The sequence below is a fragment of the Bacillus sp. iso_77 genome (genome assembly GCF_056173625.1).
Window position 1 is genome coordinate 576718 of record NZ_CM149683.1, and the last position, 24094, is coordinate 600811.

The 24094-nt window shown below is 43.7% G+C and carries 25 protein-coding genes, 4 tRNA genes, 3 rRNA genes and 1 pseudogene; 22 read left to right on the forward strand and 11 right to left on the reverse strand.

Annotation, left to right across the window (positions count from 1 at the left end; all coding sequences use genetic code 11):
- Nucleotides 1-97: 97 nt before the first annotated feature.
- Nucleotides 98-703, forward strand: coding sequence for a TetR/AcrR family transcriptional regulator (locus AC0VYC_RS02815; RefSeq protein WP_047947333.1), 606 nt, complete (start codon nucleotides 98-100; stop codon nucleotides 701-703).
- A gap of 31 nt (nucleotides 704-734) precedes the next feature.
- The gene (locus tag AC0VYC_RS02820) at nucleotides 735-1937 is read left to right on the forward strand and encodes an MFS transporter (protein ID WP_024719176.1); all 1203 of its coding nucleotides are present in this window, start codon (nucleotides 735-737) and stop codon (nucleotides 1935-1937) included.
- Between the two features lie 172 nt (nucleotides 1938-2109).
- Here AC0VYC_RS02820 and AC0VYC_RS02825 read toward each other — a convergent pair whose 3' ends face one another.
- Both AC0VYC_RS02825 and AC0VYC_RS02830 read right to left on the reverse strand, forming a co-directional pair.
- A complete protein-coding gene (locus AC0VYC_RS02825; RefSeq protein WP_256689034.1) occupies nucleotides 2110-2526 on the reverse strand; it encodes a hypothetical protein in 417 nt (138 codons plus the stop codon).
- Nucleotides 2523-2963: a LytTR family DNA-binding domain-containing protein gene (locus AC0VYC_RS02830; protein WP_024719172.1), complete on the reverse strand. Its 441-nt coding sequence runs from the start codon at nucleotides 2961-2963 to the stop codon at nucleotides 2523-2525. Before AC0VYC_RS02830 ends, AC0VYC_RS02825 begins: the two co-directional genes overlap by 4 nt.
- Nucleotides 2964-3124: 161 nt before the next feature.
- Here AC0VYC_RS02830 and AC0VYC_RS02835 point away from each other — a divergent pair, with 161 nt between their 5' ends.
- Complete coding sequence (locus tag AC0VYC_RS02835; RefSeq protein ID WP_159145835.1) at nucleotides 3125-3913, forward strand: GNAT family N-acetyltransferase; 789 nt, start codon at nucleotides 3125-3127, stop codon at nucleotides 3911-3913.
- On the opposite strand, the gene AC0VYC_RS02840 is transcribed toward AC0VYC_RS02835, so the two are convergent.
- Nucleotides 3905-4378, reverse strand: a complete 474-nt coding sequence (locus AC0VYC_RS02840; protein WP_256689036.1) for a GNAT family N-acetyltransferase — start codon at nucleotides 4376-4378, stop codon at nucleotides 3905-3907. The genes AC0VYC_RS02835 and AC0VYC_RS02840 overlap by 9 nt on opposite strands.
- 51 nt (nucleotides 4379-4429) lie before the next feature.
- On the opposite strand from AC0VYC_RS02840, the gene AC0VYC_RS02845 reads away from it, so the two are divergent.
- On the forward strand, nucleotides 4430-4699 hold the full coding sequence (locus AC0VYC_RS02845; protein ID WP_024719170.1) for a YesK-like family protein: 270 nt from the start codon (nucleotides 4430-4432) through the stop codon (nucleotides 4697-4699).
- 12 nt (nucleotides 4700-4711) lie between these two features.
- On the opposite strand, the gene AC0VYC_RS02850 is transcribed toward AC0VYC_RS02845, so the two are convergent.
- The 3 genes from AC0VYC_RS02850 to AC0VYC_RS02860 form a co-directional block, all read right to left on the reverse strand.
- Nucleotides 4712-5236, reverse strand: a complete 525-nt coding sequence (locus tag AC0VYC_RS02850) for a GNAT family N-acetyltransferase (RefSeq protein WP_024719169.1) — start codon at nucleotides 5234-5236, stop codon at nucleotides 4712-4714.
- Nucleotides 5233-5628: a VOC family protein gene (locus AC0VYC_RS02855; protein WP_256689037.1), complete on the reverse strand. Its 396-nt coding sequence runs from the start codon at nucleotides 5626-5628 to the stop codon at nucleotides 5233-5235. The genes AC0VYC_RS02850 and AC0VYC_RS02855 overlap by 4 nt, the downstream gene beginning before the upstream one ends.
- Before the next feature lie 68 nt (nucleotides 5629-5696).
- A complete protein-coding gene (locus tag AC0VYC_RS02860; RefSeq protein WP_256689038.1) occupies nucleotides 5697-6320 on the reverse strand; it encodes a GNAT family N-acetyltransferase in 624 nt (207 codons plus the stop codon).
- 151 nt (nucleotides 6321-6471) lie between these two features.
- Between AC0VYC_RS02860 and AC0VYC_RS02865 the strand changes: the two genes are divergently transcribed.
- The 6 genes and pseudogenes from AC0VYC_RS02865 (at nucleotide 6472) to AC0VYC_RS02890 (ending at nucleotide 10546) form a co-directional block, all read left to right on the forward strand.
- On the forward strand, nucleotides 6472-7023 hold the full coding sequence (locus AC0VYC_RS02865) for a TetR/AcrR family transcriptional regulator (protein ID WP_024719167.1): 552 nt from the start codon (nucleotides 6472-6474) through the stop codon (nucleotides 7021-7023).
- Nucleotides 7024-7138: 115 nt separating this feature from the next.
- A pseudogene (locus AC0VYC_RS02870) lies at nucleotides 7139-7643 on the forward strand (dihydrofolate reductase family protein).
- 109 nt (nucleotides 7644-7752) lie between these two features.
- Complete coding sequence (locus AC0VYC_RS02875; protein ID WP_427273491.1) at nucleotides 7753-8226, forward strand: MarR family winged helix-turn-helix transcriptional regulator; 474 nt, start codon at nucleotides 7753-7755, stop codon at nucleotides 8224-8226.
- The gene (locus AC0VYC_RS02880) at nucleotides 8210-8833 is read left to right on the forward strand and encodes a nitroreductase family protein (RefSeq protein ID WP_039170198.1); all 624 of its coding nucleotides are present in this window, start codon (nucleotides 8210-8212) and stop codon (nucleotides 8831-8833) included. Before AC0VYC_RS02875 ends, AC0VYC_RS02880 begins: the two co-directional genes overlap by 17 nt.
- Before the next feature lie 17 nt (nucleotides 8834-8850).
- Nucleotides 8851-9903, forward strand: coding sequence for an LLM class flavin-dependent oxidoreductase (locus tag AC0VYC_RS02885; RefSeq protein WP_017358431.1), 1053 nt, complete (start codon nucleotides 8851-8853; stop codon nucleotides 9901-9903).
- A gap of 349 nt (nucleotides 9904-10252) precedes the next feature.
- On the forward strand, nucleotides 10253-10546 hold the full coding sequence (locus AC0VYC_RS02890) for a hypothetical protein (RefSeq protein ID WP_039170195.1): 294 nt from the start codon (nucleotides 10253-10255) through the stop codon (nucleotides 10544-10546).
- Nucleotides 10547-10591: 45 nt separating this feature from the next.
- Here AC0VYC_RS02890 and AC0VYC_RS02895 read toward each other — a convergent pair whose 3' ends face one another.
- Complete coding sequence (locus AC0VYC_RS02895; RefSeq protein WP_024719162.1) at nucleotides 10592-11146, reverse strand: helix-turn-helix domain-containing protein; 555 nt, start codon at nucleotides 11144-11146, stop codon at nucleotides 10592-10594.
- 112 nt (nucleotides 11147-11258) lie between these two features.
- Here AC0VYC_RS02895 and AC0VYC_RS02900 point away from each other — a divergent pair, with 112 nt between their 5' ends.
- Nucleotides 11259-11846 (forward strand): LysE family transporter, encoded by a 588-nt coding sequence (locus AC0VYC_RS02900; RefSeq protein WP_138278161.1) that lies wholly within the window; start codon nucleotides 11259-11261, stop codon nucleotides 11844-11846.
- 4 nt (nucleotides 11847-11850) lie between these two features.
- On the opposite strand, the gene AC0VYC_RS02905 is transcribed toward AC0VYC_RS02900, so the two are convergent.
- On the reverse strand, nucleotides 11851-12402 hold the full coding sequence (locus AC0VYC_RS02905) for a GNAT family N-acetyltransferase (RefSeq protein WP_024719160.1): 552 nt from the start codon (nucleotides 12400-12402) through the stop codon (nucleotides 11851-11853).
- 126 nt (nucleotides 12403-12528) lie between these two features.
- On the opposite strand from AC0VYC_RS02905, the gene AC0VYC_RS02910 reads away from it, so the two are divergent.
- Together AC0VYC_RS02910 and AC0VYC_RS02915 are read left to right on the forward strand one after the other, a co-directional pair.
- A complete protein-coding gene (locus AC0VYC_RS02910; RefSeq protein WP_024719159.1) occupies nucleotides 12529-12714 on the forward strand; it encodes a CsbD family protein in 186 nt (61 codons plus the stop codon).
- Between the two features lie 153 nt (nucleotides 12715-12867).
- The gene (locus AC0VYC_RS02915; protein ID WP_045035200.1) at nucleotides 12868-13530 is read left to right on the forward strand and encodes an O-methyltransferase; all 663 of its coding nucleotides are present in this window, start codon (nucleotides 12868-12870) and stop codon (nucleotides 13528-13530) included.
- A gap of 36 nt (nucleotides 13531-13566) precedes the next feature.
- On the opposite strand, the gene AC0VYC_RS02920 is transcribed toward AC0VYC_RS02915, so the two are convergent.
- Nucleotides 13567-13887: an AzlD domain-containing protein gene (locus tag AC0VYC_RS02920; protein WP_058336356.1), complete on the reverse strand. Its 321-nt coding sequence runs from the start codon at nucleotides 13885-13887 to the stop codon at nucleotides 13567-13569.
- On the reverse strand, nucleotides 13884-14609 hold the full coding sequence (locus tag AC0VYC_RS02925) for an AzlC family ABC transporter permease (protein ID WP_475389384.1): 726 nt from the start codon (nucleotides 14607-14609) through the stop codon (nucleotides 13884-13886). The genes AC0VYC_RS02920 and AC0VYC_RS02925 overlap by 4 nt, the downstream gene beginning before the upstream one ends.
- Before the next feature lie 296 nt (nucleotides 14610-14905).
- Here AC0VYC_RS02925 and AC0VYC_RS02930 point away from each other — a divergent pair, with 296 nt between their 5' ends.
- Nucleotides 14906-15781, forward strand: coding sequence for a DMT family transporter (locus AC0VYC_RS02930; protein WP_024719156.1), 876 nt, complete (start codon nucleotides 14906-14908; stop codon nucleotides 15779-15781).
- A gap of 79 nt (nucleotides 15782-15860) precedes the next feature.
- Nucleotides 15861-16880, forward strand: coding sequence for a S66 family peptidase (locus tag AC0VYC_RS02935; protein WP_144680405.1), 1020 nt, complete (start codon nucleotides 15861-15863; stop codon nucleotides 16878-16880).
- Nucleotides 16881-16918: 38 nt separating this feature from the next.
- Here AC0VYC_RS02935 and gltP read toward each other — a convergent pair whose 3' ends face one another.
- Entirely contained in the window at nucleotides 16919-18169 is a 1251-nt protein-coding gene (gene gltP / locus AC0VYC_RS02940; RefSeq protein ID WP_024719154.1) for a glutamate-aspartate/proton symporter GltP, read from the reverse strand.
- 369 nt (nucleotides 18170-18538) lie between these two features.
- On the opposite strand from gltP, the gene AC0VYC_RS02945 reads away from it, so the two are divergent.
- The 7 genes from AC0VYC_RS02945 (at nucleotide 18539) to AC0VYC_RS02975 (ending at nucleotide 23898) form a co-directional block, all read left to right on the forward strand.
- A tRNA-Arg gene (locus tag AC0VYC_RS02945) sits at nucleotides 18539-18615 on the forward strand.
- 15 nt (nucleotides 18616-18630) lie between these two features.
- Nucleotides 18631-18704 (forward strand) — tRNA-Gly (locus AC0VYC_RS02950).
- Between the two features lie 135 nt (nucleotides 18705-18839).
- Nucleotides 18840-20388 (forward strand): 16S ribosomal RNA (locus tag AC0VYC_RS02955).
- Nucleotides 20389-20570: 182 nt separating this feature from the next.
- Nucleotides 20571-23501: ribosomal RNA gene (locus AC0VYC_RS02960) — 23S ribosomal RNA — on the forward strand.
- Between the two features lie 61 nt (nucleotides 23502-23562).
- Nucleotides 23563-23678 (forward strand): 5S ribosomal RNA (gene rrf / locus AC0VYC_RS02965).
- Together the 16S, 23S and 5S rRNA genes with 4 tRNA genes alongside form the textbook arrangement of a ribosomal RNA operon.
- 17 nt (nucleotides 23679-23695) lie before the next feature.
- Nucleotides 23696-23772: transfer RNA gene (locus tag AC0VYC_RS02970), tRNA-Met, on the forward strand.
- A gap of 49 nt (nucleotides 23773-23821) precedes the next feature.
- Nucleotides 23822-23898, forward strand: a tRNA-Asp gene (locus tag AC0VYC_RS02975).
- Nucleotides 23899-24094 lie beyond the last annotated feature (196 nt).

Consider the following 24094-nt stretch of genomic DNA (forward strand, 5'->3'; position numbering starts at 1 on the left):
ATTATGGGCGATCTCCATTTATAATAAAAAAATAAACCAACTGGTCGGTTTTATTTGTCCGTGTGAAGAAAAGCAAGGTAGAAGGGATTGTTCATAGATGACAAGTACACAAAGCGGGGCTGGAAAAAGTGAAAAGACGAAGCAGAAGATTGTCACCGCTTCACGTGATTTATTTGCGAAAAAAGGATATTCCGAAACATCCGTGCGAGATATTCTAGAGGCGGCTGAGATTAGTAAAGGCAACCTTTATCATCATTTTAAAGGAAAAGAGTTTTTGTTCCTTCATATTATGGAAGAGGATCATCGATTCATGATGGAGACGTGGTATGAAGAGAAACAAACGCTGCACCGGGCCATTGATAAGCTTGCAGGGTTTGCAGAGCTGCTTAGTCAAATGGGGATTAACTATCCTTTAATGAGAGCAAGTGAAGAATTCTGTGCCAGTGCATTTACATCAGATGAAGTCATGGAGCGCCTGAACAAGATTGATGTAGACTTTGATGATGTAATGCGAGACATCCTGCATGAAGGAAACGAAGATGGCAGCTGGTCGATTCAGCATGTTGAATCAAAAGTGAAAATATTACTTTCCGTATTCTATGGATTAGACGTGTTATATAAAAATGACACGATGCAGCAGAAAAAGGAATTACAAAAAGAGGCGATCTCATTGTTTATTCACGGAATCAACCATCATGAGTAACAAGTGAGTCAGTAAAGGGGAAACAAACATCATGCAAAAACCGATTCGTGAGCAAAAAGCGGTACTTGTTATTTTATTAAGTAATATATTTATTGCGTTTTTAGGCATCGGTCTGATTATACCTGTCATGCCGCTCTTTATGAATGTCATGCATTTAACGGGCAGTACGATGGGATATCTTGTGGCGGCGTTTGCTGTTGCACAGCTCATCGCATCACCTATTGCGGGAAGATGGGTAGACCGATACGGAAGAAAGATCATGATTGTGTCTGGGCTGTTTCTATTCGCGTTATCAGAACTCGTTTTTGGCCTTGGGACACATGTGTATGTTCTGTATTTTGCAAGACTTCTAGGCGGTATTAGTGCGGCATTTATCATGCCGGCTGTCACTGCCTATGTCGCTGATATCACAACCGTTCAAGAAAGATCAAAGGCAATGGGGTATGTATCCGCTGCTATTAGTACCGGATTTATCATCGGCCCGGGAATTGGCGGATTTATTGCAGAATATGGCGTTCGCCTGCCGTTTTTCTTTGCAGCAGGGATTGCATTTATTGCTGTGATTTCGTCTATGTTTATGCTGAAGGAGCCATTAACAAAAGAAGAGCGAGAAGAGCAAATGGATCAAGTGAAGGAATCGAGCTTCTTTAAAGACTTGAAAAAATCGATTCATCCAAGCTATCTCATCGCCTTCATCATTGTCTTTGTGCTGGCGTTTGGACTATCTGCATATGAAACGGTCTTTAGCTTGTTTACAAATCACAAGTTTGGATTTGGTCCGAAGGATATTGCGATTATCATTACCGTCAGTTCAATTGTAGCCGTCATCATCCAAGTCCTCGTGTTTGGTAAAATGGTGAATGCGCTTGGGGAGAAACGAGTTATTCAACTATGCTTGATTGTTGGAGCAGTTCTCGCTTTTGTTTCCACAGTCGTGTCAGGCTTTATGGTTGTGCTGATCGTGACGTGTGTGATTTTCCTTGCGTTCGATTTATTGCGCCCTGCACTCACGACCTTCTTATCAAAAATCGCTGGCAACCAGCAAGGATTTGTCGCAGGGATGAACTCTACCTACACAAGTCTTGGTACGATCTTTGGCCCGGCACTTGGCGGCATTTTATTCGATCAAAATATTCATTTCCCATTCCTGTTTGCGGGTGTTGTCTTATTTCTTGGATTGGGCTTAACCCTTATTTGGAAGGGGAAGGCGACAGAAGAGGCATCAGGAGAATAATGAAAAGCAGATACTACCAATGCTTGTGTCTAGTGAGGAAATAATCCTTTTCCTAAAAAATCCTGTTGATAATTTACTAGTAGATTAAAAAATAAAGTAATAAAATGGAACACCAAAGATTTATTCAAAAATCTTTATTGAAAAAAGTGAGACCTTTTTTAGGTCTCTTTTTTTAAGGCTGCGGCTTCAGGTGATTCAGTGCCTGCGCCAGTTTTTGATTTTGTTGCTTTTTGTAAAACAGAAAGGCGATGATATGGCCTATTAATGTGAGAAAGGCTATACCGATAAAATAAGGCATGATCCATTCGAGCAGTGTAGTCGAATATAAAGCGACGGCTCCTACTTGAAACCCTAAATTGACGACAGTGGAGATGAGAATGTTGATGGGTGCTGGAAAGGTAAAGTAGTTCCATAGTAAAGGATACATGACCCCAAAGACGATGCCTGCCAAAGTACCGATGGCAATGATGTGCCACACGTAATGAAAAGGGATAGAGGATGACCATTGAGTGATTGACAGGATGAGTGTCAGCCATACGATAGAGACAAAAGCTGTTTGCATAAATTGATGTTTTAGTTCCTTGATCATTTGAATCGCTCCTTTATATATTTGGCGTAATGACGACTGACGGTGTAGCTGTTTTTCGAGATGGTTTCGACCTCTAAGCGAGCGTACGTACCAGCAACAAAGCTGTCGACTTGCGCTAAATTGAGAATGACTGCATTGTTGATACGATAGAAATGTTCACGCTCTAACGACTTCAGATCCTTCAGCCGTTTACTGAGAAAATACGTCGTACCCTGAGTCGTGATCACCTTTGACAGATGTCCAAGCGCAGAGATCGCTTCAATTTGTTCTAATGGTAAAAGAGACTGCCGATCATTTTTTGGATCTTTGACCGTTAGAGATGTACTAGTCTCCAGCATTGATGCCATCTTTTGTAAACGTTCTTGATTATGTGGATGGCTGATGACGTCTACTTCCGTCACATCCTTTTCTTGATTCCAGATCAAACGAAATTTCATTCATAAACCTCCTCTCACAATGAGCATAGCAATAGATGAAAGCGAATGCGATTGAATGTTGCTTTGATGCAGAAGAATTCTTTTTGTTGCAAAGATTCACCGCGTGTCTGCGGCTTTCCTTTATAATGAAAAGATACTCGTTCGTGAATGGAGGAATGATGTTGTATCTTGTAGATCAACAAAGGACAGGAGCGGTAAAAGAGGAAATTCGGCGGATTGATCCTGCCTATCCAGTGTTCGTAGATGCGATACTCGATGGCGTGATACAAGGAGATTTATATGTGGATCACCGAGATCACCCGTGTGTCTATTTTGCAGGGACGACAACCGACATTTATTATGTCGCAGGCAAGACAGAAGCAGCACTCTCATTATGTTCAACGTTCATTGTGGATGTTTATAAAAAGCAGAAAAGAGATAACAGACGGTTCACTTTGTTTTCAGCAAATCCAGCATCAGATGAGATGATGAAAAAATGCTTCGGTTCCCAACTGAATGAAATGCAAAGACATGCGTATTCTTATGACTTGACCTCTCCTGATCTGATTGTGCCTGATCAAGACGAAATGATCAAACGCACGAATGAACAAGTCATTGCCGCAAGCAAAGTATTCCCATCCAGCTATTATGAAGCATATTGGGGAGGAGTAGATCACTTTTTATCTAATGGCGTCGGAGTTGCCATCTTAAATGGTGAAGATGTGGTCAGTGAATGTATCTCTATTTTTTTAAGTGAAAAACGTGTGGAAATCGATATTTGGACAGATGAAGCCTGCCGTGGAAAAGGGTTGGCTTTGTTAGCAGCTCAGCAAATGATCAGCATCTGTGTTGAAAAAGGGAAGACACCGCATTGGGATTGCGATGTCCATCATGCAACCTCGGCAAAATTGGCAGAGAAGCTAGGTTTTCAGTGGACAAAGACGTATCGCTTATTTTATGCCTCACGCTGAAAAGGTTTTGAGATACCAAGCATCCATGGCAGAATGCTCTGAGCCTTCAATCGGTGCAGGAAGAAGAGAGAAGTCATACCGTTGATAAAGACCAGTAGCAGCTGTTAATTCACTGCGGGTTTCTAAATAACAAGCATCGTAGTATGTAGCAGCATATTGCAGGGCCGTATCCATCAGTTTCTTGCCCGCACCTTTGCCTTGTGCTTTTGGGCTTAAATAAAGCTTTTGCAGCTCACAAATGCCATCTGTGAAAGGGGCAATGCCAACGCCACCAACAATTTCATCATGTTCTTCGGCAATCCAATAGGCTGCATGAGTCAATGATTGATAGTAATCGAAAAGCTGATCAAGGTGTGGGTCTGTGTAGGCTGTACCTTCAATCGCAAGATTCGCTGATTCTAATGACTGGCGGATAATGGCCGCGATAAAAGGATTGTCCTGCTTTTGAATCGGTCTAATATTCATTGGAAAAACCTCCGTTGTCATAGGATAAAAAAGAAAAGGAGTTGATGCGATATGTTCTGGCTACAAACCGCTATTTTTACTGTTATTGTGCTCTGTCTCTCATGGTGGGCAGGAAAAAGACGCAGGCATCGCCATGCCGGGCTGATTGTTCCGATATGTATCACTTTGTTTGGATTGCTGTTATTGATCGGCAGTTTCTTCATTGGCAGATGGGAAGGGATGGCGCTCAGCATATCAAGCGTCTCTATCGTTCTCTCTTCTATCATTTGTTTGATCATCGTTACAGGGGTTCATTTGTTTAAAAAAGATGACCCATCGTAGGCTGGGACATTTTTATGATTTGATTCTATCGTATTCCTCACGAAGGATGCCCATCATGATGACATCCGAATAAGCACCGTTGAAATAGAGCGCTTGACGTCTTTTTCCTTCATATTGAAATCCGGCTTTCTCATAGCTTCGAAAGGCTCGTGGGTTATGGGAAAAAACTTCAAGCTCAAGCCGATTGAGTTCTAACGTCTCAAAGGCAAATGTTTGAACCATCCGAACAGCCTCAGTGCCATATCCTTTGTGAAAATGCTCTGGACCATGTAGCGCAATGCGGAAACTTGCCGTATGGTTTATCGGATCAATATCTACAATCGCCGCATCCCCGATCATTTCTTTCGTGTCTAGCAGACAAATAGCAAAGTCTCGTCTACTGTCATCCAGTAGAAAACGGGTATAGGCTGAACGAATTTCTTCTAGTGTGAACGTTTTGCGTGTGCCAGTCATATAAAGTGTTTCTGCATGCTGGCATCCTCTATGAATACCAGGATAATCTTTTTCTTCAATCGGTCTCAAGAATAATCGAGTCATGATGGATCAGCCTCCTCTATATATCGGGAGATTTCAATTAAGTTCATATCAGGATCACGGATATAAATGGATTCAATCGGACCTAATGCACCAGAACGTCTGACCGGACCTTCTTCAATTGGAACAACCTGCTTTCGAAGATGAAGCAATAAACTGTCTATATCTAAATCGGTGATAAAACACAAGTCAGCAGATCCAGGCTTGGGATGATTAGCTTTTGGTTCGAATTCATGACCCACTTCATGAAGGTTGATCTTTTGTAAGCCAAAACGAAGGGCTTTACGGCCTTCTCCAAAAGTTTCTTCCTTCATTCCTAATACGTTTGTATAAAAGCGAATGGTTTCCTCCATATGTTGTACAGTCAACACGATATGATCAAGTCGTCGTATCATCAGTCTCTCCTCCAAGTATGATCATTGTCTGAACTGCTTCTATTATATCATCCCTTGAAGAAGATACCTTATTTGATCACGGTTTTATAACTCCAGCTTGCTAGCGACATGTCTTCTCCGTGCAGTACTCTCTCATCAAACTCCGTCCACCCATTTTTTCGATAGAAATGACGATTGGCCTCGTTGTGTGTAATCAGTGTGAACAGTCCGCCGCCTTGCCGGGCGATAAAGGGGAAAAGACATTGCTTTAACATACGGCTTCCAAGTTTTTTTCCTTGTTGGTCTTTTGCAACGACAAGAGCTTCTAAATACCAGTAAGGTTTCTTTAAGGAAGAACACGCTTTTTTTGCCTCCTTTAACATACGGAACACATGCTGAATCGCCGATATGCCACCAGTAAAGAGCAACTTTAACCCACCAGATAACACATAATCCATGAGTCCTGGTTCAGGAAGACGGGGATGTTTTAACAGGGCGGCAGACACAATTTTCTCGTTCTCAACCCCGACCAAACAGATTTGATGCTGAAAATATACCCTTGTATTGATCAAATGCAGCTGACGGGCGAAAGCAGCACGCTTGGTAACCTTTTCGCATAATAAATCAAAAAATGAATAGTTCTGAAATGAATCATCTAACAACGCTGCCACTTGAGGCAGTTCATCCTCTCTAGCAAGTCTGAATTGAAACATAAGATGGCCCTCCTTTTTTTTGAACAGATATAGATTATTGAACATGTGTCTATTATAATAAGAGGAAAATAAACCGAACATCGGCAATGAATGATCTCTTGTTCATAAATAGACAGGTATAGCCAGATTGTTCAAAAATGGAGGGTGTTTGATGAAGGACAGACGAACAATCAAAACCAAAAAGGCGATACGGGAAAGCTTTCTTGAGCTTTTAAAGGAAAAAGATGTTCAGCAAATTACAGTATCAGAGCTATCTAGAAGAGCGGATTTAGGAAGAGGGACCTTTTATTTGCACTACCAAGATGTATTTGATTTGCATGAACAGCTTGAGAAGGAACTATTCGATCAGCTTGGCGGACTATACGATGAATCGTTTCCAAGCCAGGACCCGCTTGATATGCTGTCCTTTTTAAACAAAACAACTGAGTATTTAAAAGAAAAACAATTCATGATGACGTTATTTGTCAAACCGAATAGCCCAACGACGAATCAATTTAAATCGTTTTTTAAAGAAAAAATCATGAAAGAGTGGCAGCTTGATCAGCGTCAAATTACGGAGCATGAACAGATTGTGGCCTCATTTGTTGTGTCTGGTGTTGTTGGTGTACTGGAGGAATGGATTCATGAAGGGATGACAGTTGAAGCGGGGCAGCTTGCACACATCTTGTACAAGCTTCTTATGAAGGTAGAACAGGAATCGTAAGAAACGAATTAATCATATATCATTTATCTATTCTTTCTGTTAAAGTGGGAATATACGTTCTTATTTCAGGCGGGGAGTGGTGAGATTGAAAAGGAAATTACTATTTTATGGGGCAATGAGCATTGATGGATATTTAGCAAGGGATGATCACCGTTTAGATTGGCTCATAGGAACAGAGGGCGAAGAGGATACGAGATATGAGGAATTTTATGCTTCAGTCGATACGCTGATCATGGGACGGAACACATACGAACAGGTTCTAAAGCTCTCACCTGATGGGTTTCCTTATGAAGACAAGACATGTTATATCGTTTCTCGCACTTTACAAGACAGTCATACAGGAACCCGTATCATTCGTGAAGATGTTCTCTCATTTATCCACAACTTAAAAAAATGAAAAAGGGCAGCATATCTGGATAGTAGGAGGCGGGGAACTGCTTCAAGCATTATTAAAAGAAAAATTAGTCGATGAGCTGTATCTCCAAATCGCACCTGTCATGATTGGAAAAGGAATCCCTCTTTTCCCTCCAACTGAACAGGAATCTAGATTTTCATTACAACAAGTGAATCAATACAAACAAATTGCTGAAATGCATTTTGTGTTAAAAGAAGACCACTGAATCACAGGGGTCTTTTTTTTAATCAAACAAACACGTTGACAAGAAAATATCCTAGTGTTAGGATAAATTTATCCTATTTTTAGGATTTATTGAAAAAGGAGTAGTTGCCATGGTGCAGCAAGATCAGGAATTAGACTTAAGGCTTTTCCGAGTGTGGATGAAAGCCTACCATGCCCTTTTTGCAAACATCCAAAAAGACATTGAACGTTATGATATCGGATTTGAAAACTTTCAAATTCTTGAATTACTGTATAGTAAGGGACCGCATCCCGTTCAAAAAATTAGTGAGATTCTATCCATTCCAAGTGGGAGCATCACCTATGTGGTCAACAAATTAGAAAAGCAAGAATTAGTCAAAAGACAATGTGCACCTTCTGATAAACGTGTATTCCATGTATTACTGACAGATAAAGGGAAACAGCTATTTGACGATATTTTTCCAAAACATACAGATTTCATTTCACAAAATCTGTCCTTTATCGAAACAGAGGAAAAAGAACAGCTCATTGAATGGTTGAAAAAAATCGGTTTAGGTGCAAAACAACTTCACGAAAAGGGGAAACAAGATGACACACAGCTTTGATACATTGGTACGTGAAAGACGATCAGCATCAAATTTTTTGCCAAATATCTCGATTTCGAGAGAAGAGCTTAATAGTATCTTTGAAGAAGTGAAGCTGGCACCTTCAGCCTTTAATTTACAGCATACGCAATATGTCGTCGTCCAATCAGAAGCGCTTAAAGAGCAAGTAAGAGATGCTGCATTTGGACAATATAAGGTGCATTCCGCTTCAGCAGCGATCATTGTACTCGGCGATCCGAAAGCTTATGAGCAAGCAGGAAACATTTATGAAGGCCTAAAAATGCTCGGCATCTTAAATGCGCAACAATATGAGGAAATGGTCAGAGAGACGATGAGTTTTTATGTGCAGAGAGGATCAGACTTTCAGAAAGAAGAGGCAATTCGCAATGCTTCATTATCTGCCATGCTATTTATGCTTGCCGCCAAAAACAAGGGGTGGGATACTTGCCCGATGATCGGCTTTGACCCCGAAGCAATGAAAAAGGTGTTAAACATCGAATCAGATTTGGTTCCTGTATTAATGATTACACTCGGAAAAGAAAAAGTAGAAAGCAGACAAGCGAGAGGCTATCGCAAGCCGGTCTCTGAATTTGTGACATATTTATAAGATAGGGGGTTCCATTCATGGAACTAGGAATTAGTACATTTGTAGAAACAACACCTGATTTTCAAACAGGAAAAACAGTCAGCCACGCACAGCGTATTCGTGAAGTAGTAGAAGAAATTATTTTAGCAGATCAAGTGGGTCTGGACGTTTTTGGTGTAGGAGAGCATCATCGTGAAGATTTCGCCGCATCAAATCCAGCAGTCGTATTAGCAGCTGCGGCAACGCAAACAAAGAATATTCGTCTGACAAGTGCCGTAACTGTTCTTTCATCGGCAGATCCTGTTCGTGTGTTTCAAGATTTTGCGACATTAGATGGCCTTTCTAACGGGCGTGCAGAGATCATGGCTGGCCGTGGATCATTTATTGAATCGTTCCCGCTTTTTGGCTATGACTTAGATGATTATGAAGAATTATTTGAAGAAAAACTAGATTTACTGTTGAAATTACAGCAGTCAGAGCGTGTGACGTGGAGCGGTAAGCACCGTCCAGCCATTCAGGATGTCGGCGTATACCCAAGACCTGTTCAAGATCCGCTTCCCATCTGGATTGGCAGTGGAGGAAACAGAGAATCTGTCGTACGTGCTGGATTATTAGGATTACCACTTGTCCTTGCCATTATTGGCGGTAGCCCTAGACAGTTCGCACCGCTAGTGCAGCTCTACAAGCAAGCTGCGATTCACGCTGGACATGATCCTGAGAAATTAACGGTGGCATCCCATTCACATGGATTTGTTGCGGAGGAAACAGAATTAGCAGCAGATCAATTCTTCCCTTCTACACAGCATGTCATGAATACATTAGCAAGAGAACGAGGCTGGGGACCTTATACCCGTTCTACATTCGATGCAGCAAGAACATTAGAAGGTGCATTGTATGTAGGAGATCCAGATGCCGTAGCAGAGAAAGTGATTCATCTGCGAAAAAATGTAGGCATTACGCGCTTCATGCTGCACGTACCGGTCGGTTCGATGCCGCATGATCAAGTGCTGAAAGCTATTGAGTTATTTGGGAAAGAAGTGGCTCCTAAAGTAAGAGAAGAGGTTGCTCGCTGGGAAGCCGAACAAGCATAACAAAAAAGTCGATCAAGTGAATAGGCTTGATCGACTTTTTCTTATGCTTAAGGATCAATAACACATGGTTTCACTGTAGGGCATGAAGCAGCAGAAGCAAATGGTGTGGCCGTCAAGGTGAAGAGGAAAACAAGTTGAAAACAGATAAGCCATTTTTTCATGAAATCACCTCCGTTATCAATTGTTTCACTAGAACGAGGTGAGGATAAAAGCATAGAAGTATGTAACACCCTCTATCCAGCATAAGACAATCATATCATAAATTTCAAAAAAATGAAAAAATAACTTACTAAAGTTCTAAATTATGGTATGGTTAATATGTTCAACAAAAAAAGGGAGGGATTTTTGTATGAAAAAGGTCATAACTTCTGTTTTGGTTGGAGCAATTGTTTTTACGGGTGCGGGTGTCACCGCTGTCCCAGTAGAAGCGAAGGGGAAAGTAAGCAGTGAAGTAACGGTACAAGCAAGTCGAACCGTCTCGGAAACGAGAACATATACGACGTCAAACATCCCATCAAGTATTACATATGCAAAGGATGGATGGGTCGGTATTCTCTATCAATCGTCAATTGAAGAGTTAGGTTTAGGAAAATATAGAGTTACCTTTACTGGAACGGTTGTACGCGATCCAGGATTTAATTAAATATAAAATGTAAAGCTGACAGGTGGACAAGCCTGTCAGCTTTTTTTAATGGGGATAATAAAGAATCATTTGCATCCTTACCATCTGTTCTCCTGATTGTTTATACTCATGGGCACGGTCAGCTTTAAACCGAATCGAGTCGCCAGCTTGTAATGTGTATTGCTCATCACCGATCGATAAATCAAGTGCTCCCTCAAATACGGTAATCAATTCCTCTGTACCGCCGATATGTTCTTCCGCACTTAACGACCCATGAGGATCAATTTCTACCTGATAGACTTCAAATTTTCTCAGGTCATCAAATGGGAACGTCGTATATACCCGATACTTTCCCTCGTCCTCGGTTAAAACTTGTCCTTCTTCTTTTCGCACGATCTTAATTTCAGGTTGCGGTGCGTATATGAGTTCACTAAAAGACACCTTCAACCCATTGGCGATTTTCCATAGAGTGGTGATGGTCGGTGTGGATTCTCCTCTTTCGATTTGCCCAATCATCGTTTTACTCACACTTGTTACCTCAGCCATCTTTTCTAGGCTTAATTTCTTTTGCTCTCTTAGCAGTTTGACATTTCTAGCAATAATTGATTGTACATCCTCCATGAAAAAACTCCTTTCTTTTATTTACTTTATAACGACCGAATAGTACAATGAAACGTAATATACGCAATAAAGACTTTTAGGTCTAAATAACGTATGAAAAGGAGGTAACGATTTGATTGTTTCCATGTTGATTTATGCTTTTGTTACCAGCTTCACCCCTGGGCCGAATAATATCATGGCGATGGTCTTTACGAATAAATATGGGGTCAAGCAAACATTTCGATTTTGTTTAGGGGTTGGGATCGGATTTTTGGTCATTTTATGTTTGAGCGGTTTCTTCAATATGATTCTTTATCAAGTCATGCCGAAAATAGACTGGGTCATGGCTTTCATCGGAGCCGGTTACATGATCTATTTGGCTGTCAAAATCATGAAAAGTAAAGGCGGAGATGACGAAACACTAGACCGCTATAATCATTTTATCCCGGGGATGCTGCTGCAATTTATTAATCCGAAAGCCATTTTGTATGGGTTAACCGTCATTTCCACTTTTGTTCTGCCTTATGGACAGTCCAATATGCAATACATGTTGTTGACGCTGATTCTCGCCATCATTGGTTTTTTAGGCACATTTAGCTGGAGTTTATTTGGCTCTGTATTCAAGCGTTTTTTAACTCTTTATCAGCGGCCGTTCCAGTTCGTCATGGGGCTGCTGCTTATGTATAGTGCGATTTCGATGATCTGGAGTTATGTCATGTAAGCGGTCAGGAGACTGGCCGCTGCCTGCCCATCACAACCGTATCATAATACATGCCGTCCGCCAGCCGTTTATCTTTTTTTAACAAGCCTTCAATCTCAAAGCCATAGTGTTCATATAAACGAATGGCTTTTTGATTGGTTTCCATTACTTGAAGTGACATCTTTTGAATGCCTTGCTGATCTGCCCAGTCGATCGATGTAGCTAAAAGTTCTTTCCCGATGTGATAGCCCCAAGCGGCCTTCTGTACGGCGACGCCAAACGTTACTTTGTGAGCAGAGCGCTTAAGAGAATGTCCTTCGCATCTTGAAAAACCGACAATGTCTCCTTCAATATCTGCAACTAAAAAGAGATGACGGCATTCATTGGAATCCTCTTGAATCAACGCCTCGAACCCTTTCTCATCAATAAAAGCTTCACCCGGTTCACGATCTAAATATTCGGTTTCACCATCGATTTTCAGTCTGAGAGTTGATAACTGTTTGGCATCTGCTAATGCAGCAGAGCGAATACGATAGGTCACACCACGTACAGTGAACATACTTTCAGAAATGATCATTGAACAGACCACCAACCTTTCATTCCATTATGTCTATCATACCTGAAACGCGCACACAGCACACTCAGATGTTTTGTCATGTGCAAAAAGGATAAATAAACAGTATCAAACGTGGAGGTGGAACAAATGAGTGAACAAAATGGACATATGGATAAAGCGAAAGGAAAAACAAATCAAGTCAAAGGTCAAGTGAAAGAAAAACTTGGCGAAGCGACAGATCGTGAAAACCTGAAAGCAGAAGGAAAGAAAGATCAAGTAAAAGGAAAGCTTCAAGATAAAAAAGGTGACGTGAAAAATAAGCTGAATCAGTAGTTTGCACATACTTGCAGGTACTCGCCCCATGTATCCATCATCGCATACCTTTCATCAATAAAATCAATAGGTGTGTGAAAAGAATTGATTATAAATTCTTGCTTCCGTCATGTAGACTTTAAATAGAAGACATGAACAAGGGAGATGGATGAAATGGAGCAAGTATGGGGGAAAGTTGACGAGTATATCAAAGACAAATTGATGGCCAAAGATGACGTATTGGAGCAAACTCTTATCAAGAATAAGCAAGCCGGGTTACCAGAAATAGATGTGTCGCCGGCCCAAGGAAAACTGCTTTATTTGTTAGCAAAAACCAAGGGGGCAAAGCGCATTTTAGAAATCGGTACACTTGGCGGTTATAGTACCATTTGGCTTGCCCGTGCACTTGAAGCGGATGGAGAACTCATGACATTAGAGGCTGTCAGTCATCATGCAGAAACAGCACAGCAAAATATAGACAGAGCAGGCCTTGCAGAACGTGTCACCATTTTACAAGGAAAAGCGTTAGATACTTTATCTCAGTTAAAAGAACAGGACACGCTACCGTTCGATTTGATTTTCATTGATGCAGACAAACCAAACAACCCGCAATATTTGAAGTGGGCGTTACATTTCTCAAAAAAGGGAACAGTCATTATTGCAGACAATGTGGTCAGAAATGGGGCAGTTCTCCATGCCTCTGATCAAGATGAGCGAGTGAAGGGAACGCGTGAATTTTTCGATTTACTCAAACAAGAGTCGAGAATTGAAGCAACCGCTATTCAAACTGTTGGCGAAAAAGGCTATGACGGCTTTATATACGGTATCGTAAAATGACAAAAAGCTTAACCGCATCCGGTTAAGCTTTTTCTATTAGAAAAACCATCTAGCTGTGCCCATCAGCATGACGCCTACTAGAACGGTGAGGGACAAGCTTTTTGTCCAAATAGCAATTAACACAGTTGGAACCAAGACAGCAAGGTACATCCAGTGAATGGTGACGCCTTCTGTAGTATGTATGAAAAGATGTTCTGCAATCAAAGCGGTAAATATACAAATAGGAATAAACGATAACCATTTGAGCACCACTTCTGGCATCTGGATACTCCTTACAAATAAAAATGGAACGACTCTTGGGATGATGGTCACAATCATACAGCCAAGAATGAGCCATAACATAAAACTACTAATCATTTATCTGTCACCACCCCAATAGTGGCAACAAGCACAGTTGCCAACAAAACAGCCACGTGTGAAGGAACAAAATGAAGCAGCACAAACATCGCAACAAACATATATAAAACAAGTGACAAGCGATGGGTTAGCTTATTTTTTGGCACCGTCTGTAAAGAAAGAATGAGCAGCGCAGCAAACATCGCGGATAGGGCAAAATCAAGACCAAGCGCCTCTGGATTTGAAATCCAGTGTCCGAATATTCCGCCAAGTGTACACGCAGCAATCCAGCATAAATAAGCTGTAATATTCAGTCCATGCATCCATCTGTTATTCAATTTTCCTTGCTGTGCTAATTTATTCATCGCTACGCCAAAGGATTCATCAGTAAGCAGAAGACCAAACCCGATGTTCTGCATAACGGAGTAGCGTGTAAAATGGGGGGCAAGCGTAAGGCTGAGTAACAAATGCCGTAAATTGACAATGAACGTGGTGAAAATAATAGCGGAAAGGGGGCTTCCTGTCACAAGTAATGCACAGATGATAAACTGTGAAGCGCCAGCATAAATAAAGATAGAGAGCAGCGCGATTTCCCATATACTTAACTGCGAACTAATGCCAACAATTCCAAAGGCAAACCCAATGCTCATATAACCAAGCAAGGTTGGCACACAATCTCTTATTCCCTCAAGAAACGGTTCGTTTCCGGCAGTGGGAATGTGTTTCCTAGCTTCAACATCCAAAGACCTCTACTCCTTTTCTGTGTAAACATCAATTGTTTTACTTACTATAAGAAAACGAATTCATCATGTCAATCCTATTGAACTTCTATTATATGAAGAAACATGGCGATAAAAAAGGATTGAAGTGAACCAGATTTTGTTATAAAGTAATCAGAAAATAAAAACAATTGGGGTGACTGATATGCAATGGAAGCCTTTATTTGAACATGATGTACCAAATCACCTCCGTCCATAACGGAGAGTGATCTCCGTTTGTGGATATCGCAGTGAATATATCCAGTAACGGAGGGGAAAAAATGAATGAAAAATATATAGGAGCCCTTTACTTAGCGTTAGCTGCTAGTATTTGGGGCGGTATGTATGTAGTGGTCAAAGTAACAGTTGCGGTGGTCCCGCCACTTGAGCTTGTCTGGATGAGATATGCAATAGCTGGAGTCGTTCTTGTGTTCACGATTTGGCGTTTGGGTTACTCTTTTCGATTAGACAAAAAGGATATCCCGCTGATTGTGGCGATTGGATTGATTGGCAACTTTCTCTCGATCGTGACCCAAGAAATTGGCACAATGTATACGTCTGCACAAATGGGTGCCGTCATCACATCGGCCACACCTGCTTTTATGGTGCTTTTCGCTTTCTTTCTATTAAAAGAATCATTCACAGTGAGAAAGTGTGTCTCCATTCTGCTTGCTACAGTAGGTGTGCTGACGATGATTGGGCCTGTCGCTGTTCAAACGGATGAGTTTGTTGGTGGTCTTTCACTGGTTATTGCTGCATTAACATGGGCGCTCATGTCTGTTCTTTTGAAACGAGTTCCAGGAAAGTATCCTCAAGTAGTGACGACAACATATGCGATCATTGTGGCCTTTATCGTATTAACACCACCTGTCTTGTTTCGTTTGCCTCATCTTGATGTGCAGCAAATGGCAAGACCGGAAATATGGGGCGGCATTCTGTATCTAGGTATCATCTCAACGGCCCTTGCTTTCTTTTTGTGGAATAGAGGGCTTCAACTGATGGACGCTTCAAGCGGTGGTCTGTTTTTCTTCTTTCAACCAATCGTTGGCACGGTCCTTGGATGGATGCTTCTAGGTGAAGAGATGGGCTTACGTTCGTTTGTTGGGATTTTGTGTATTTTCGCAGGTGTATATACTGTCCTGCGTCAGAGAGAGTAAGACGAGATTCCCCTTGGAGAAGGGGAATTTTCTTTACAATGAATAGATGAGAGACTCATAGAAGGTGAAGGTGAGCAGGATGATCCAGTATCCGCATTTGAAAAAGGGACAAACAATTGGTGTGACAGCACCATCCTCAGGTGTACAACCCTCTTTGCATGAGATGTTTCAACTGTCTTGCGATCGGATGAAAAAAAGAGGCTATGAAGTCATATGTGGAGAGACAGTATGGCAGCAGGAAAAAGCGAAATCAGCCCCTGCGATCAAGCGAGCAAATGAGTTACAGCGGATGATGACTTGTCATGAGATTGACCACATCATCCCGCCATGGGGGGGACAGCTGCTTATTGAAGTGTTAGAGCATCTTGATTTCTCAGTGATGCAAAAAAAGTGGATTCTTGGTTACTCAGATACAAGTCTCCTTCTATTAGCTTTGACATTAAACACAGGCATTGCGACAGCGCATGGACCGAACCTGGTGGATCTTCAGGGGGAAGAGCTTGATCAGGTGACGGCTATGTGGGAACAAATACTTTCCACTCCAGAGAAAAAGGACGTTACTCAATTTTCTTCTGATATGTATCAAAAGGAATGGCAGTATGACCATCCAAGCATTCATGTCTTTCATTTAACCGAGCCAACCGCATGGCGTACTGTTGATCACTTAGAGACGACGATGAAGGGAAGACTGATGGGTGGCTGTATTGATGTGATCCGGCACTTAGCTGGCACGCCTTTTGGAGATGTCAAAGCTTTTCAAGAAACATACCTGAAAGGTGAACCCATTCTATGGTATTTTGAAAACTGTGAATTAAATGCTGCGAGCATGAAGAGGTCTCTTGTTCAATTAAAACTAGCGGGCTGGTTTGATCATTGCTCTGGCATCATGTTTGGCAGGAGTGCAGTGGACACTCCTGTGGAAGGATATGAATATACGGATCTATATGAAGAATTGCATAAAGAATTACACATACCGATTGTTTACGATATTGATTGTGGACACGTACCGCCGCAAATGACCCTCATTAACGGAGCATATGCGGAGGTGCAGTTGCAACAAGAAGGTAAAGCCGTGCTGAAGCAGACATTTTTGCCATAAAAAAAGGAAAGGGCGACCCCTTTCCTTCATAAAAAACATTACATTCCTTTTGTTTCTTCACCTGCTTTTGGAACTTCCCATGCAGACTCTCGGAATACTTTTTCCCATTTAGAAACGACAATACAGGCAACCGCATGTCCAGGAACATTCACGCCTGTTCGAGCCATATCCATAATCCGGTCAACCCCGGCGATAATAGCGACACCTTCTGCTGGTAGACCTACTGCATGAGCTGTTGCCAAAAGAACGACAAGTGAGCCAGACGGGACAGCTGCAATGCCTTTACTTGTTAAAACAAGGACAAGCATCATGAGGAGCTGCTGTGATAAACTCATATCGACACCAAACGCTTGTGCAAGAAACACACAGGAAACCGATAAATATAAACTTGAACCATCGCAATTAAGAGAAAGACCTGACGGGATGACGAAGGAAACGATTCTTTTTGGGCAGCCGTATTTCTCCATCCGTGACATGAGCTGTGGAAGAACAGTTTCTGTACTTGTAGTAGAGAAGGCAACCAAAAACAAATCCCAAATCATTTTCAACACTTCGAAGTAGTTAAAACGGAAGATCAGTGCGACAAGAGGGAACAAAACAAATAGAATAATAAACAATCCTAAGAAGACAGTGCCAACAAGTTTCATCATAGGAATGAGTAAAACAATGCCGTATTGTCCGACAGAAGCTGCCATTAATGCTAAAACTCCAATAGGAGCTGTCACCATGACCATTTGTGTGAGCTTAAACATAATTTGTGCTACTGATTCAAAGAAGGTAAGGACAGGAGCAGAAGCTTTCCCAATACCGCTTGCGGCTACACCGAATAAAATAGCGAAGAAAATCACTGCTAGTAAATCATTCTGAGCCATGACATCGATGATATTGGTTGGAATGATGTCTAAAACCATCTGTTTAAAATCGACGACCTTTTGAGTATAACCATCGAGTTCCCCAATATCTTTCTTAGCTAATTGAGAGAAATCGAGTCCAACGCCTGGCTTTAACACGTTGGCCAATAAAAGCCCGATTCCAAGAACGATGGTCGTAATGACTTCAAACCAAATGATTGTCTTTAATCCGAGACTGCCCATTTTCTTCATTCCACCGCTGCCAGCTGCGCCGATGACAATCGTAGAGAAAACAATAGGGACTACAATCATTTTAATCAATCGGATAAAGCCATCCCCAATGGGCCGCAGTGCCATTCCGAAATCAGGGAAGAAGTGGCCGATAAGAGCTCCTATCACCAAAGCGATCATGATTTGAAAAGCGACAAACTTTTTCATCATCTCCTACCTCCTTTAAATGCATGGAAAATATTAAGAATTTTCCAATAAATAAAAATTCTAGGTGACCATGTTTTGTCCTCCTTTGGATTTAGAAAGATTTTATTTAAGAATCATTAGAATTATGAAGAAAGAAATGAAAATAGGGCGATTGAAACTCTATTTATCTAACAAAAGAGCACTTCTTAAAAAACATTAAACTTTTTTAGAAAAATGTATTGACCCTTTTGTATGATCCATGGTATATTTTTATTCGTCGCTGATGACGCATCTGAAACACTGATGCTCAGACAGATACGACAAACAAACTTTAAAAAGATGTTGACTTAATAAAAACGATATGTTAAGATAATTAAGTCGCCTGATTAAGCGCCCGTAGCTCAATTGGATAGAGCGTTTGACTACGGATCAAAAGGTTAGGGGTTCGACTCCTCTCGGGCGCGCCAATAACATTTAACCACGCGGGTGTAGTTTAGTGGTAAAACCTCAGCCTTCCAAGCTGATGTCGTGAGTTCGATTCTCATCACCCGCTCCATTTTTAAAAAAATGATCTTTGAAAACTAAACAAGACAAAACGTACCTGTTAATTCGAGTTTTTATAAAAAATCCTATGATACATCATAGGTAGTCAGTCAAACGCTGACGAAAAACAAAACTTCGGTTTTGTACTTTTTCGGAGAGTTTGATCCTGGCTCAGGACGAACGCTGGCGGCGTGCCTAATACATGCAAGTCGAGCGGACAGAAGGGAGCTTGCTCCCGGATGTTAGCGGCGGACGGGTGAGTAACACGTGGGTAACCTGCCTGTAAGACTGGGATAACTCCGGGAAACCGGAGCTAATACCGGATAGTTCCTTGAACCGCATGGTTCAAGGATGAAAGACGGTTTCGGCTGTCACTTACAGATGGACCCGCGGCGCATTAGCTAGTTGGTGAGGTAACGGCTCACCAAGGCGACGATGCGTAGCCGACCTGAGAGGGTGATCGGCCACACTGGGACTGAGACACGGCCCAGACTCCTACGGGAGGCAGCAGTAGGGAATCTTCCGCAATGGACGAAAGTCTGACGGAGCAACGCCGCGTGAGTGATGAAGGTTTTCGGATCGTAAAGCTCTGTTGTTAGGGAAGAACAAGTGCAAGAGTAACTGCTTGCACCTTGACGGTACCTAACCAGAAAGCCACGGCTAACTACGTGCCAGCAGCCGCGGTAATACGTAGGTGGCAAGCGTTGTCCGGAATTATTGGGCGTAAAGGGCTCGCAGGCGGTTTCTTAAGTCTGATGTGAAAGCCCCCGGCTCAACCGGGGAGGGTCATTGGAAACTGGGAAACTTGAGTGCAGAAGAGGAGAGTGGAATTCCACGTGTAGCGGTGAAATGCGTAGAGATGTGGAGGAACACCAGTGGCGAAGGCGACTCTCTGGTCTGTAACTGACGCTGAGGAGCGAAAGCGTGGGGAGCGAACAGGATTAGATACCCTGGTAGTCCACGCCGTAAACGATGAGTGCTAAGTGTTAGGGGGTTTCCGCCCCTTAGTGCTGCAGCTAACGCATTAAGCACTCCGCCTGGGGAGTACGGTCGCAAGACTGAAACTCAAAGGAATTGACGGGGGCCCGCACAAGCGGTGGAGCATGTGGTTTAATTCGAAGCAACGCGAAGAACCTTACCAGGTCTTGACATCCTCTGACAACCCTAGAGATAGGGCTTTCCCTTCGGGGACAGAGTGACAGGTGGTGCATGGTTGTCGTCAGCTCGTGTCGTGAGATGTTGGGTTAAGTCCCGCAACGAGCGCAACCCTTGATCTTAGTTGCCAGCATTTAGTTGGGCACTCTAAGGTGACTGCCGGTGACAAACCGGAGGAAGGTGGGGATGACGTCAAATCATCATGCCCCTTATGACCTGGGCTACACACGTGCTACAATGGACAGAACAAAGGGCTGCGAGACCGCAAGGTTTAGCCAATCCCACAAATCTGTTCTCAGTTCGGATCGCAGTCTGCAACTCGACTGCGTGAAGCTGGAATCGCTAGTAATCGCGGATCAGCATGCCGCGGTGAATACGTTCCCGGGCCTTGTACACACCGCCCGTCACACCACGAGAGTTTGCAACACCCGAAGTCGGTGAGGTAACCTTTATGGAGCCAGCCGCCGAAGGTGGGGCAGATGATTGGGGTGAAGTCGTAACAAGGTAGCCGTATCGGAAGGTGCGGCTGGATCACCTCCTTTCTAAGGATATATGGAGCAGCGTACGTTTTTCGTCTTGTTTAGTTTTGAAGGATCATTCCTTCAAACATGTCTCTAGCGAGACAGGATTGTTCTTTGAAAACTAGATAACAATAAGTAATACATTCACATTGAATGCAATGCAAAGTTCATCACACATAGTGATTCTTTCTAAAGTAAGAAATGGTTAAGTTAGAAAGGGCGCACGGTGGATGCCTTGGCACTAGGAGCCGATGAAGGACGGGACGAACACCGATATGCTTCGGGGAGCTGTAAGCAAGCTTTGATCCGGAGATTTCCGAATGGGGAAACCCACTGCTCGTAATGGAGTAGTATCCATACTTGAATACATAGAGTATGAGAAGGCATACCCGGGGAACTGAAACATCTAAGTACCCGGAGGAAGAGAAAGCAAATGCGATTCCCTGAGTAGCGGCGAGCGAAACGGGAACAGCCCAAACCAAGAGGCTTGCCTCTTGGGGTTGTAGGACACTCTATACGGAGTTACAAAGGAACGATATAAGCGAAGAGGTCTGGAAAGGCCCGCCAAAGAAGGTAACAGCCCTGTAACTGAAATGTTGTTCTCTCCAGAGTGGATCCTGAGTACGGCGGAACACGTGAAATTCCGTCGGAATCCGGGAGGACCATCTCCCAAGGCTAAATACTCCCTAGTGACCGATAGTGAACCAGTACCGTGAGGGAAAGGTGAAAAGCACCCCGGAAGGGGAGTGAAATAGATCCTGAAACCGTGTGCCTACAAGTAGTCAGAGCCCGTTAACGGGTGATGGCGTGCCTTTTGTAGAATGAACCGGCGAGTTACGATCCCGTGCAAGGTTAAGCAGAAGATGCGGAGCCGCAGCGAAAGCGAGTCTGAATAGGGCGCATGAGTACGTGGTCGTAGACCCGAAACCAGGTGATCTACCCATGTCCAGGGTGAAGTTCAGGTAACACTGAATGGAGGCCCGAACCCACGCACGTTGAAAAGTGCGGGGATGAGGTGTGGGTAGGGGTGAAATGCCAATCGAACCTGGAGATAGCTGGTTCTCTCCGAAATAGCTTTAGGGCTAGCCTCAAGGTAAGAGTCTCGGAGGTAGAGCACTGATTGGACTAGGGGCCCCTACCGGGTTACCGAATTCAGTCAAACTCCGAATGCCGATGACTTATCCTTGGGAGTCAGACTGCGAGTGATAAGATCCGTAGTCGAAAGGGAAACAGCCCAGACCGCCAGCTAAGGTCCCAAAGTATACGTTAAGTGGAAAAGGATGTGGAGTTGCTTAGACAACCAGGATGTTGGCTTAGAAGCAGCCACCATTTAAAGAGTGCGTAATAGCTCACTGGTCGAGTGACTCTGCGCCGAAAATGTACCGGGGCTAAACGTATCACCGAAGCTGCGGACTGTTCTTACGAACAGTGGTAGGAGAGCGTTCTAAGTGCAGTGAAGTCAGACCGGAAGGACTGGTGGAGCGCTTAGAAGTGAGAATGCCGGTATGAGTAGCGAAAGACGGGTGAGAATCCCGTCCACCGAATGCCTAAGGTTTCCTGAGGAAGGCTCGTCCGCTCAGGGTTAGTCGGGACCTAAGCCGAGGCCGAAAGGCGTAGGCGATGGACAACAGGTTGATATTCCTGTACCACCTCCTCACCATTTGAGCAATGGGGGGACGCAGGAGGATAGGGTAAGCGCGGTATTGGATATCCGCGTCCAAGCAGTTAGGCTGGGAAATAGGCAAATCCGTTTCCCGTGAAGGCTGAGCTGTGATGGCGAGCGAAATTTAGTAGCGAAGTTCCTGATTCCACACTGCCAAGAAAAGCCTCTAGCGAGGTGAGAGGTGCCCGTACCGCAAACCGACACAGGTAGGCGAGGAGAGAATCCTAAGGTGATCGAGAGAACTCTCGTTAAGGAACTCGGCAAAATGACCCCGTAACTTCGGGAGAAGGGGTGCTTCTTAGGGTGTTAAAGCCCCGAGAAGCCGCAGTGAATAGGCCCAGGCGACTGTTTAGCAAAAACACAGGTCTCTGCGAAGCCGTAAGGCGAAGTATAGGGGCTGACGCCTGCCCGGTGCTGGAAGGTTAAGAGGAGCGCTTAGCGTAAGCGAAGGTGCGAATTGAAGCCCCAGTAAACGGCGGCCGTAACTATAACGGTCCTAAGGTAGCGAAATTCCTTGTCGGGTAAGTTCCGACCCGCACGAAAGGCGCAACGATCTGGGCACTGTCTCAACGAGAGACTCGGTGAAATTATAGTACCTGTGAAGATGCAGGTTACCCGCGACAGGACGGAAAGACCCCGTGGAGCTTTACTGCAGCCTGATATTGAATGTTGGTACAGCTTGTACAGGATAGGTAGGAGCCTTGGAAACCGGAGCGCTAGCTTCGGTGGAGGCATCGGTGGGATACTACCCTGGCTGTATTGACCTTCTAACCCGCTGCCCTTATCGGGCAGGGAGACAGTGTCAGGTGGGCAGTTTGACTGGGGCGGTCGCCTCCTAAAATGTAACGGAGGCGCCCAAAGGTTCCCTCAGAATGGTTGGAAATCATTCGCAGAGTGTAAAGGCACAAGGGAGCTTGACTGCGAGACCTACAAGTCGAGCAGGGACGAAAGTCGGGCTTAGTGATCCGGTGGTTCCGCATGGAAGGGCCATCGCTCAACGGATAAAAGCTACCCCGGGGATAACAGGCTTATCTCCCCCAAGAGTCCACATCGACGGGGAGGTTTGGCACCTCGATGTCGGCTCATCGCATCCTGGGGCTGTAGTCGGTCCCAAGGGTTGGGCTGTTCGCCCATTAAAGCGGTACGCGAGCTGGGTTCAGAACGTCGTGAGACAGTTCGGTCCCTATCCGTCGCGGGCGCAGGAAATTTGAGAGGAGCTGTCCTTAGTACGAGAGGACCGGGATGGACGCACCGCTGGTGTACCAGTTGTTCTGCCAAGGGCATCGCTGGGTAGCTATGTGCGGACGGGATAAGTGCTGAAAGCATCTAAGCATGAAGCCCCCCTCAAGATGAGATTTCCCATTCCGCAAGGAAGTAAGATCCCTGAAAGATGATCAGGTTGATAGGTCTGAGGTGGAAGCGTGGTGACACGTGGAGCTGACAGATACTAATAGATCGAGGACTTAACCTATATTCTAATGTGAAAAATGAACATTGTTATCTAGTTTTGAGAGAACATTCTCTCCATCAGGTTTGGTGGCGATAGCGAAGAGGTCACACCCGTTCCCATACCGAACACGGAAGTTAAGCTCTTCAGCGCCGATGGTAGTTGGGGGTTTCCCCCTGTGAGAGTAGGACGCCGCCAAGCTTGTCATTTTATATCGTCGCGGGGTGGAGCAGTTCGGTAGCTCGTCGGGCTCATAACCCGAAGGTCGCAGGTTCAAATCCTGCCCCCGCAACCAAATTATTTTACCTATTAAATAGGGAGTACTCATTGAGTACAGCCAAAATGGTCCGGTAGTTCAGTTGGTTAGAATGCCTGCCTGTCACGCAGGAGGTCGCGGGTTCGAGTCCCGTCCGGACCGCCATTTTTATGACTTGTAAACGAAAACGTATAGTTTCGTTTTTTTTTATGTCTTTTTCTTTCAATAAGTATCCTAGATGCAATGAAACTCCTTGTGTTTGGCTACACTAAATGTGATAAGAAAAGATCATGACTTCAACAAACAACGCCTGGTTTTTTTATACCAGGCTTTCTTTATATCGTTTTTAGTTGGAACCGAG

What these genes read in the sequence shown, in the direction of transcription:
- AC0VYC_RS02815 (WP_047947333.1), top strand. Translation starts at nt 98, where the DNA reads ATGACAAGTACACAAAGCGGGGCTGGAAAAAGTGAAAAGACGAAGCAG.
- AC0VYC_RS02820 (WP_024719176.1), top strand. Translation starts at nt 735, where the DNA reads ATGCAAAAACCGATTCGTGAGCAAAAAGCGGTACTTGTTATTTTATTA.
- AC0VYC_RS02825 (WP_256689034.1), bottom strand. Translation starts at nt 2,526, where the DNA reads ATGATCAAGGAACTAAAACATCAATTTATGCAAACAGCTTTTGTCTCT.
- AC0VYC_RS02830 (WP_024719172.1), bottom strand. Translation starts at nt 2,963, where the DNA reads ATGAAATTTCGTTTGATCTGGAATCAAGAAAAGGATGTGACGGAAGTA.
- AC0VYC_RS02840 (WP_256689036.1), bottom strand. Translation starts at nt 4,378, where the DNA reads ATGAATATTAGACCGATTCAAAAGCAGGACAATCCTTTTATCGCGGCC.
- AC0VYC_RS02845 (WP_024719170.1), top strand. Translation starts at nt 4,430, where the DNA reads ATGTTCTGGCTACAAACCGCTATTTTTACTGTTATTGTGCTCTGTCTC.
- AC0VYC_RS02850 (WP_024719169.1), bottom strand. Translation starts at nt 5,236, where the DNA reads ATGACTCGATTATTCTTGAGACCGATTGAAGAAAAAGATTATCCTGGT.
- AC0VYC_RS02855 (WP_256689037.1), bottom strand. Translation starts at nt 5,628, where the DNA reads ATGATACGACGACTTGATCATATCGTGTTGACTGTACAACATATGGAG.
- AC0VYC_RS02860 (WP_256689038.1), bottom strand. Translation starts at nt 6,320, where the DNA reads ATGTTTCAATTCAGACTTGCTAGAGAGGATGAACTGCCTCAAGTGGCA.
- AC0VYC_RS02865 (WP_024719167.1), top strand. Translation starts at nt 6,472, where the DNA reads ATGAAGGACAGACGAACAATCAAAACCAAAAAGGCGATACGGGAAAGC.
- AC0VYC_RS02875 (WP_427273491.1), top strand. Translation starts at nt 7,753, where the DNA reads ATGGTGCAGCAAGATCAGGAATTAGACTTAAGGCTTTTCCGAGTGTGG.
- AC0VYC_RS02880 (WP_039170198.1), top strand. Translation starts at nt 8,210, where the DNA reads ATGACACACAGCTTTGATACATTGGTACGTGAAAGACGATCAGCATCA.
- AC0VYC_RS02885 (WP_017358431.1), top strand. Translation starts at nt 8,851, where the DNA reads ATGGAACTAGGAATTAGTACATTTGTAGAAACAACACCTGATTTTCAA.
- AC0VYC_RS02890 (WP_039170195.1), top strand. Translation starts at nt 10,253, where the DNA reads ATGAAAAAGGTCATAACTTCTGTTTTGGTTGGAGCAATTGTTTTTACG.
- AC0VYC_RS02895 (WP_024719162.1), bottom strand. Translation starts at nt 11,146, where the DNA reads ATGGAGGATGTACAATCAATTATTGCTAGAAATGTCAAACTGCTAAGA.
- AC0VYC_RS02905 (WP_024719160.1), bottom strand. Translation starts at nt 12,402, where the DNA reads ATGATCATTTCTGAAAGTATGTTCACTGTACGTGGTGTGACCTATCGT.
- AC0VYC_RS02910 (WP_024719159.1), top strand. Translation starts at nt 12,529, where the DNA reads ATGAGTGAACAAAATGGACATATGGATAAAGCGAAAGGAAAAACAAAT.
- AC0VYC_RS02915 (WP_045035200.1), top strand. Translation starts at nt 12,868, where the DNA reads ATGGAGCAAGTATGGGGGAAAGTTGACGAGTATATCAAAGACAAATTG.
- AC0VYC_RS02920 (WP_058336356.1), bottom strand. Translation starts at nt 13,887, where the DNA reads ATGATTAGTAGTTTTATGTTATGGCTCATTCTTGGCTGTATGATTGTG.
- AC0VYC_RS02930 (WP_024719156.1), top strand. Translation starts at nt 14,906, where the DNA reads ATGAATGAAAAATATATAGGAGCCCTTTACTTAGCGTTAGCTGCTAGT.
- AC0VYC_RS02935 (WP_144680405.1), top strand. Translation starts at nt 15,861, where the DNA reads ATGATCCAGTATCCGCATTTGAAAAAGGGACAAACAATTGGTGTGACA.
- gltP (WP_024719154.1), bottom strand. Translation starts at nt 18,169, where the DNA reads ATGAAAAAGTTTGTCGCTTTTCAAATCATGATCGCTTTGGTGATAGGA.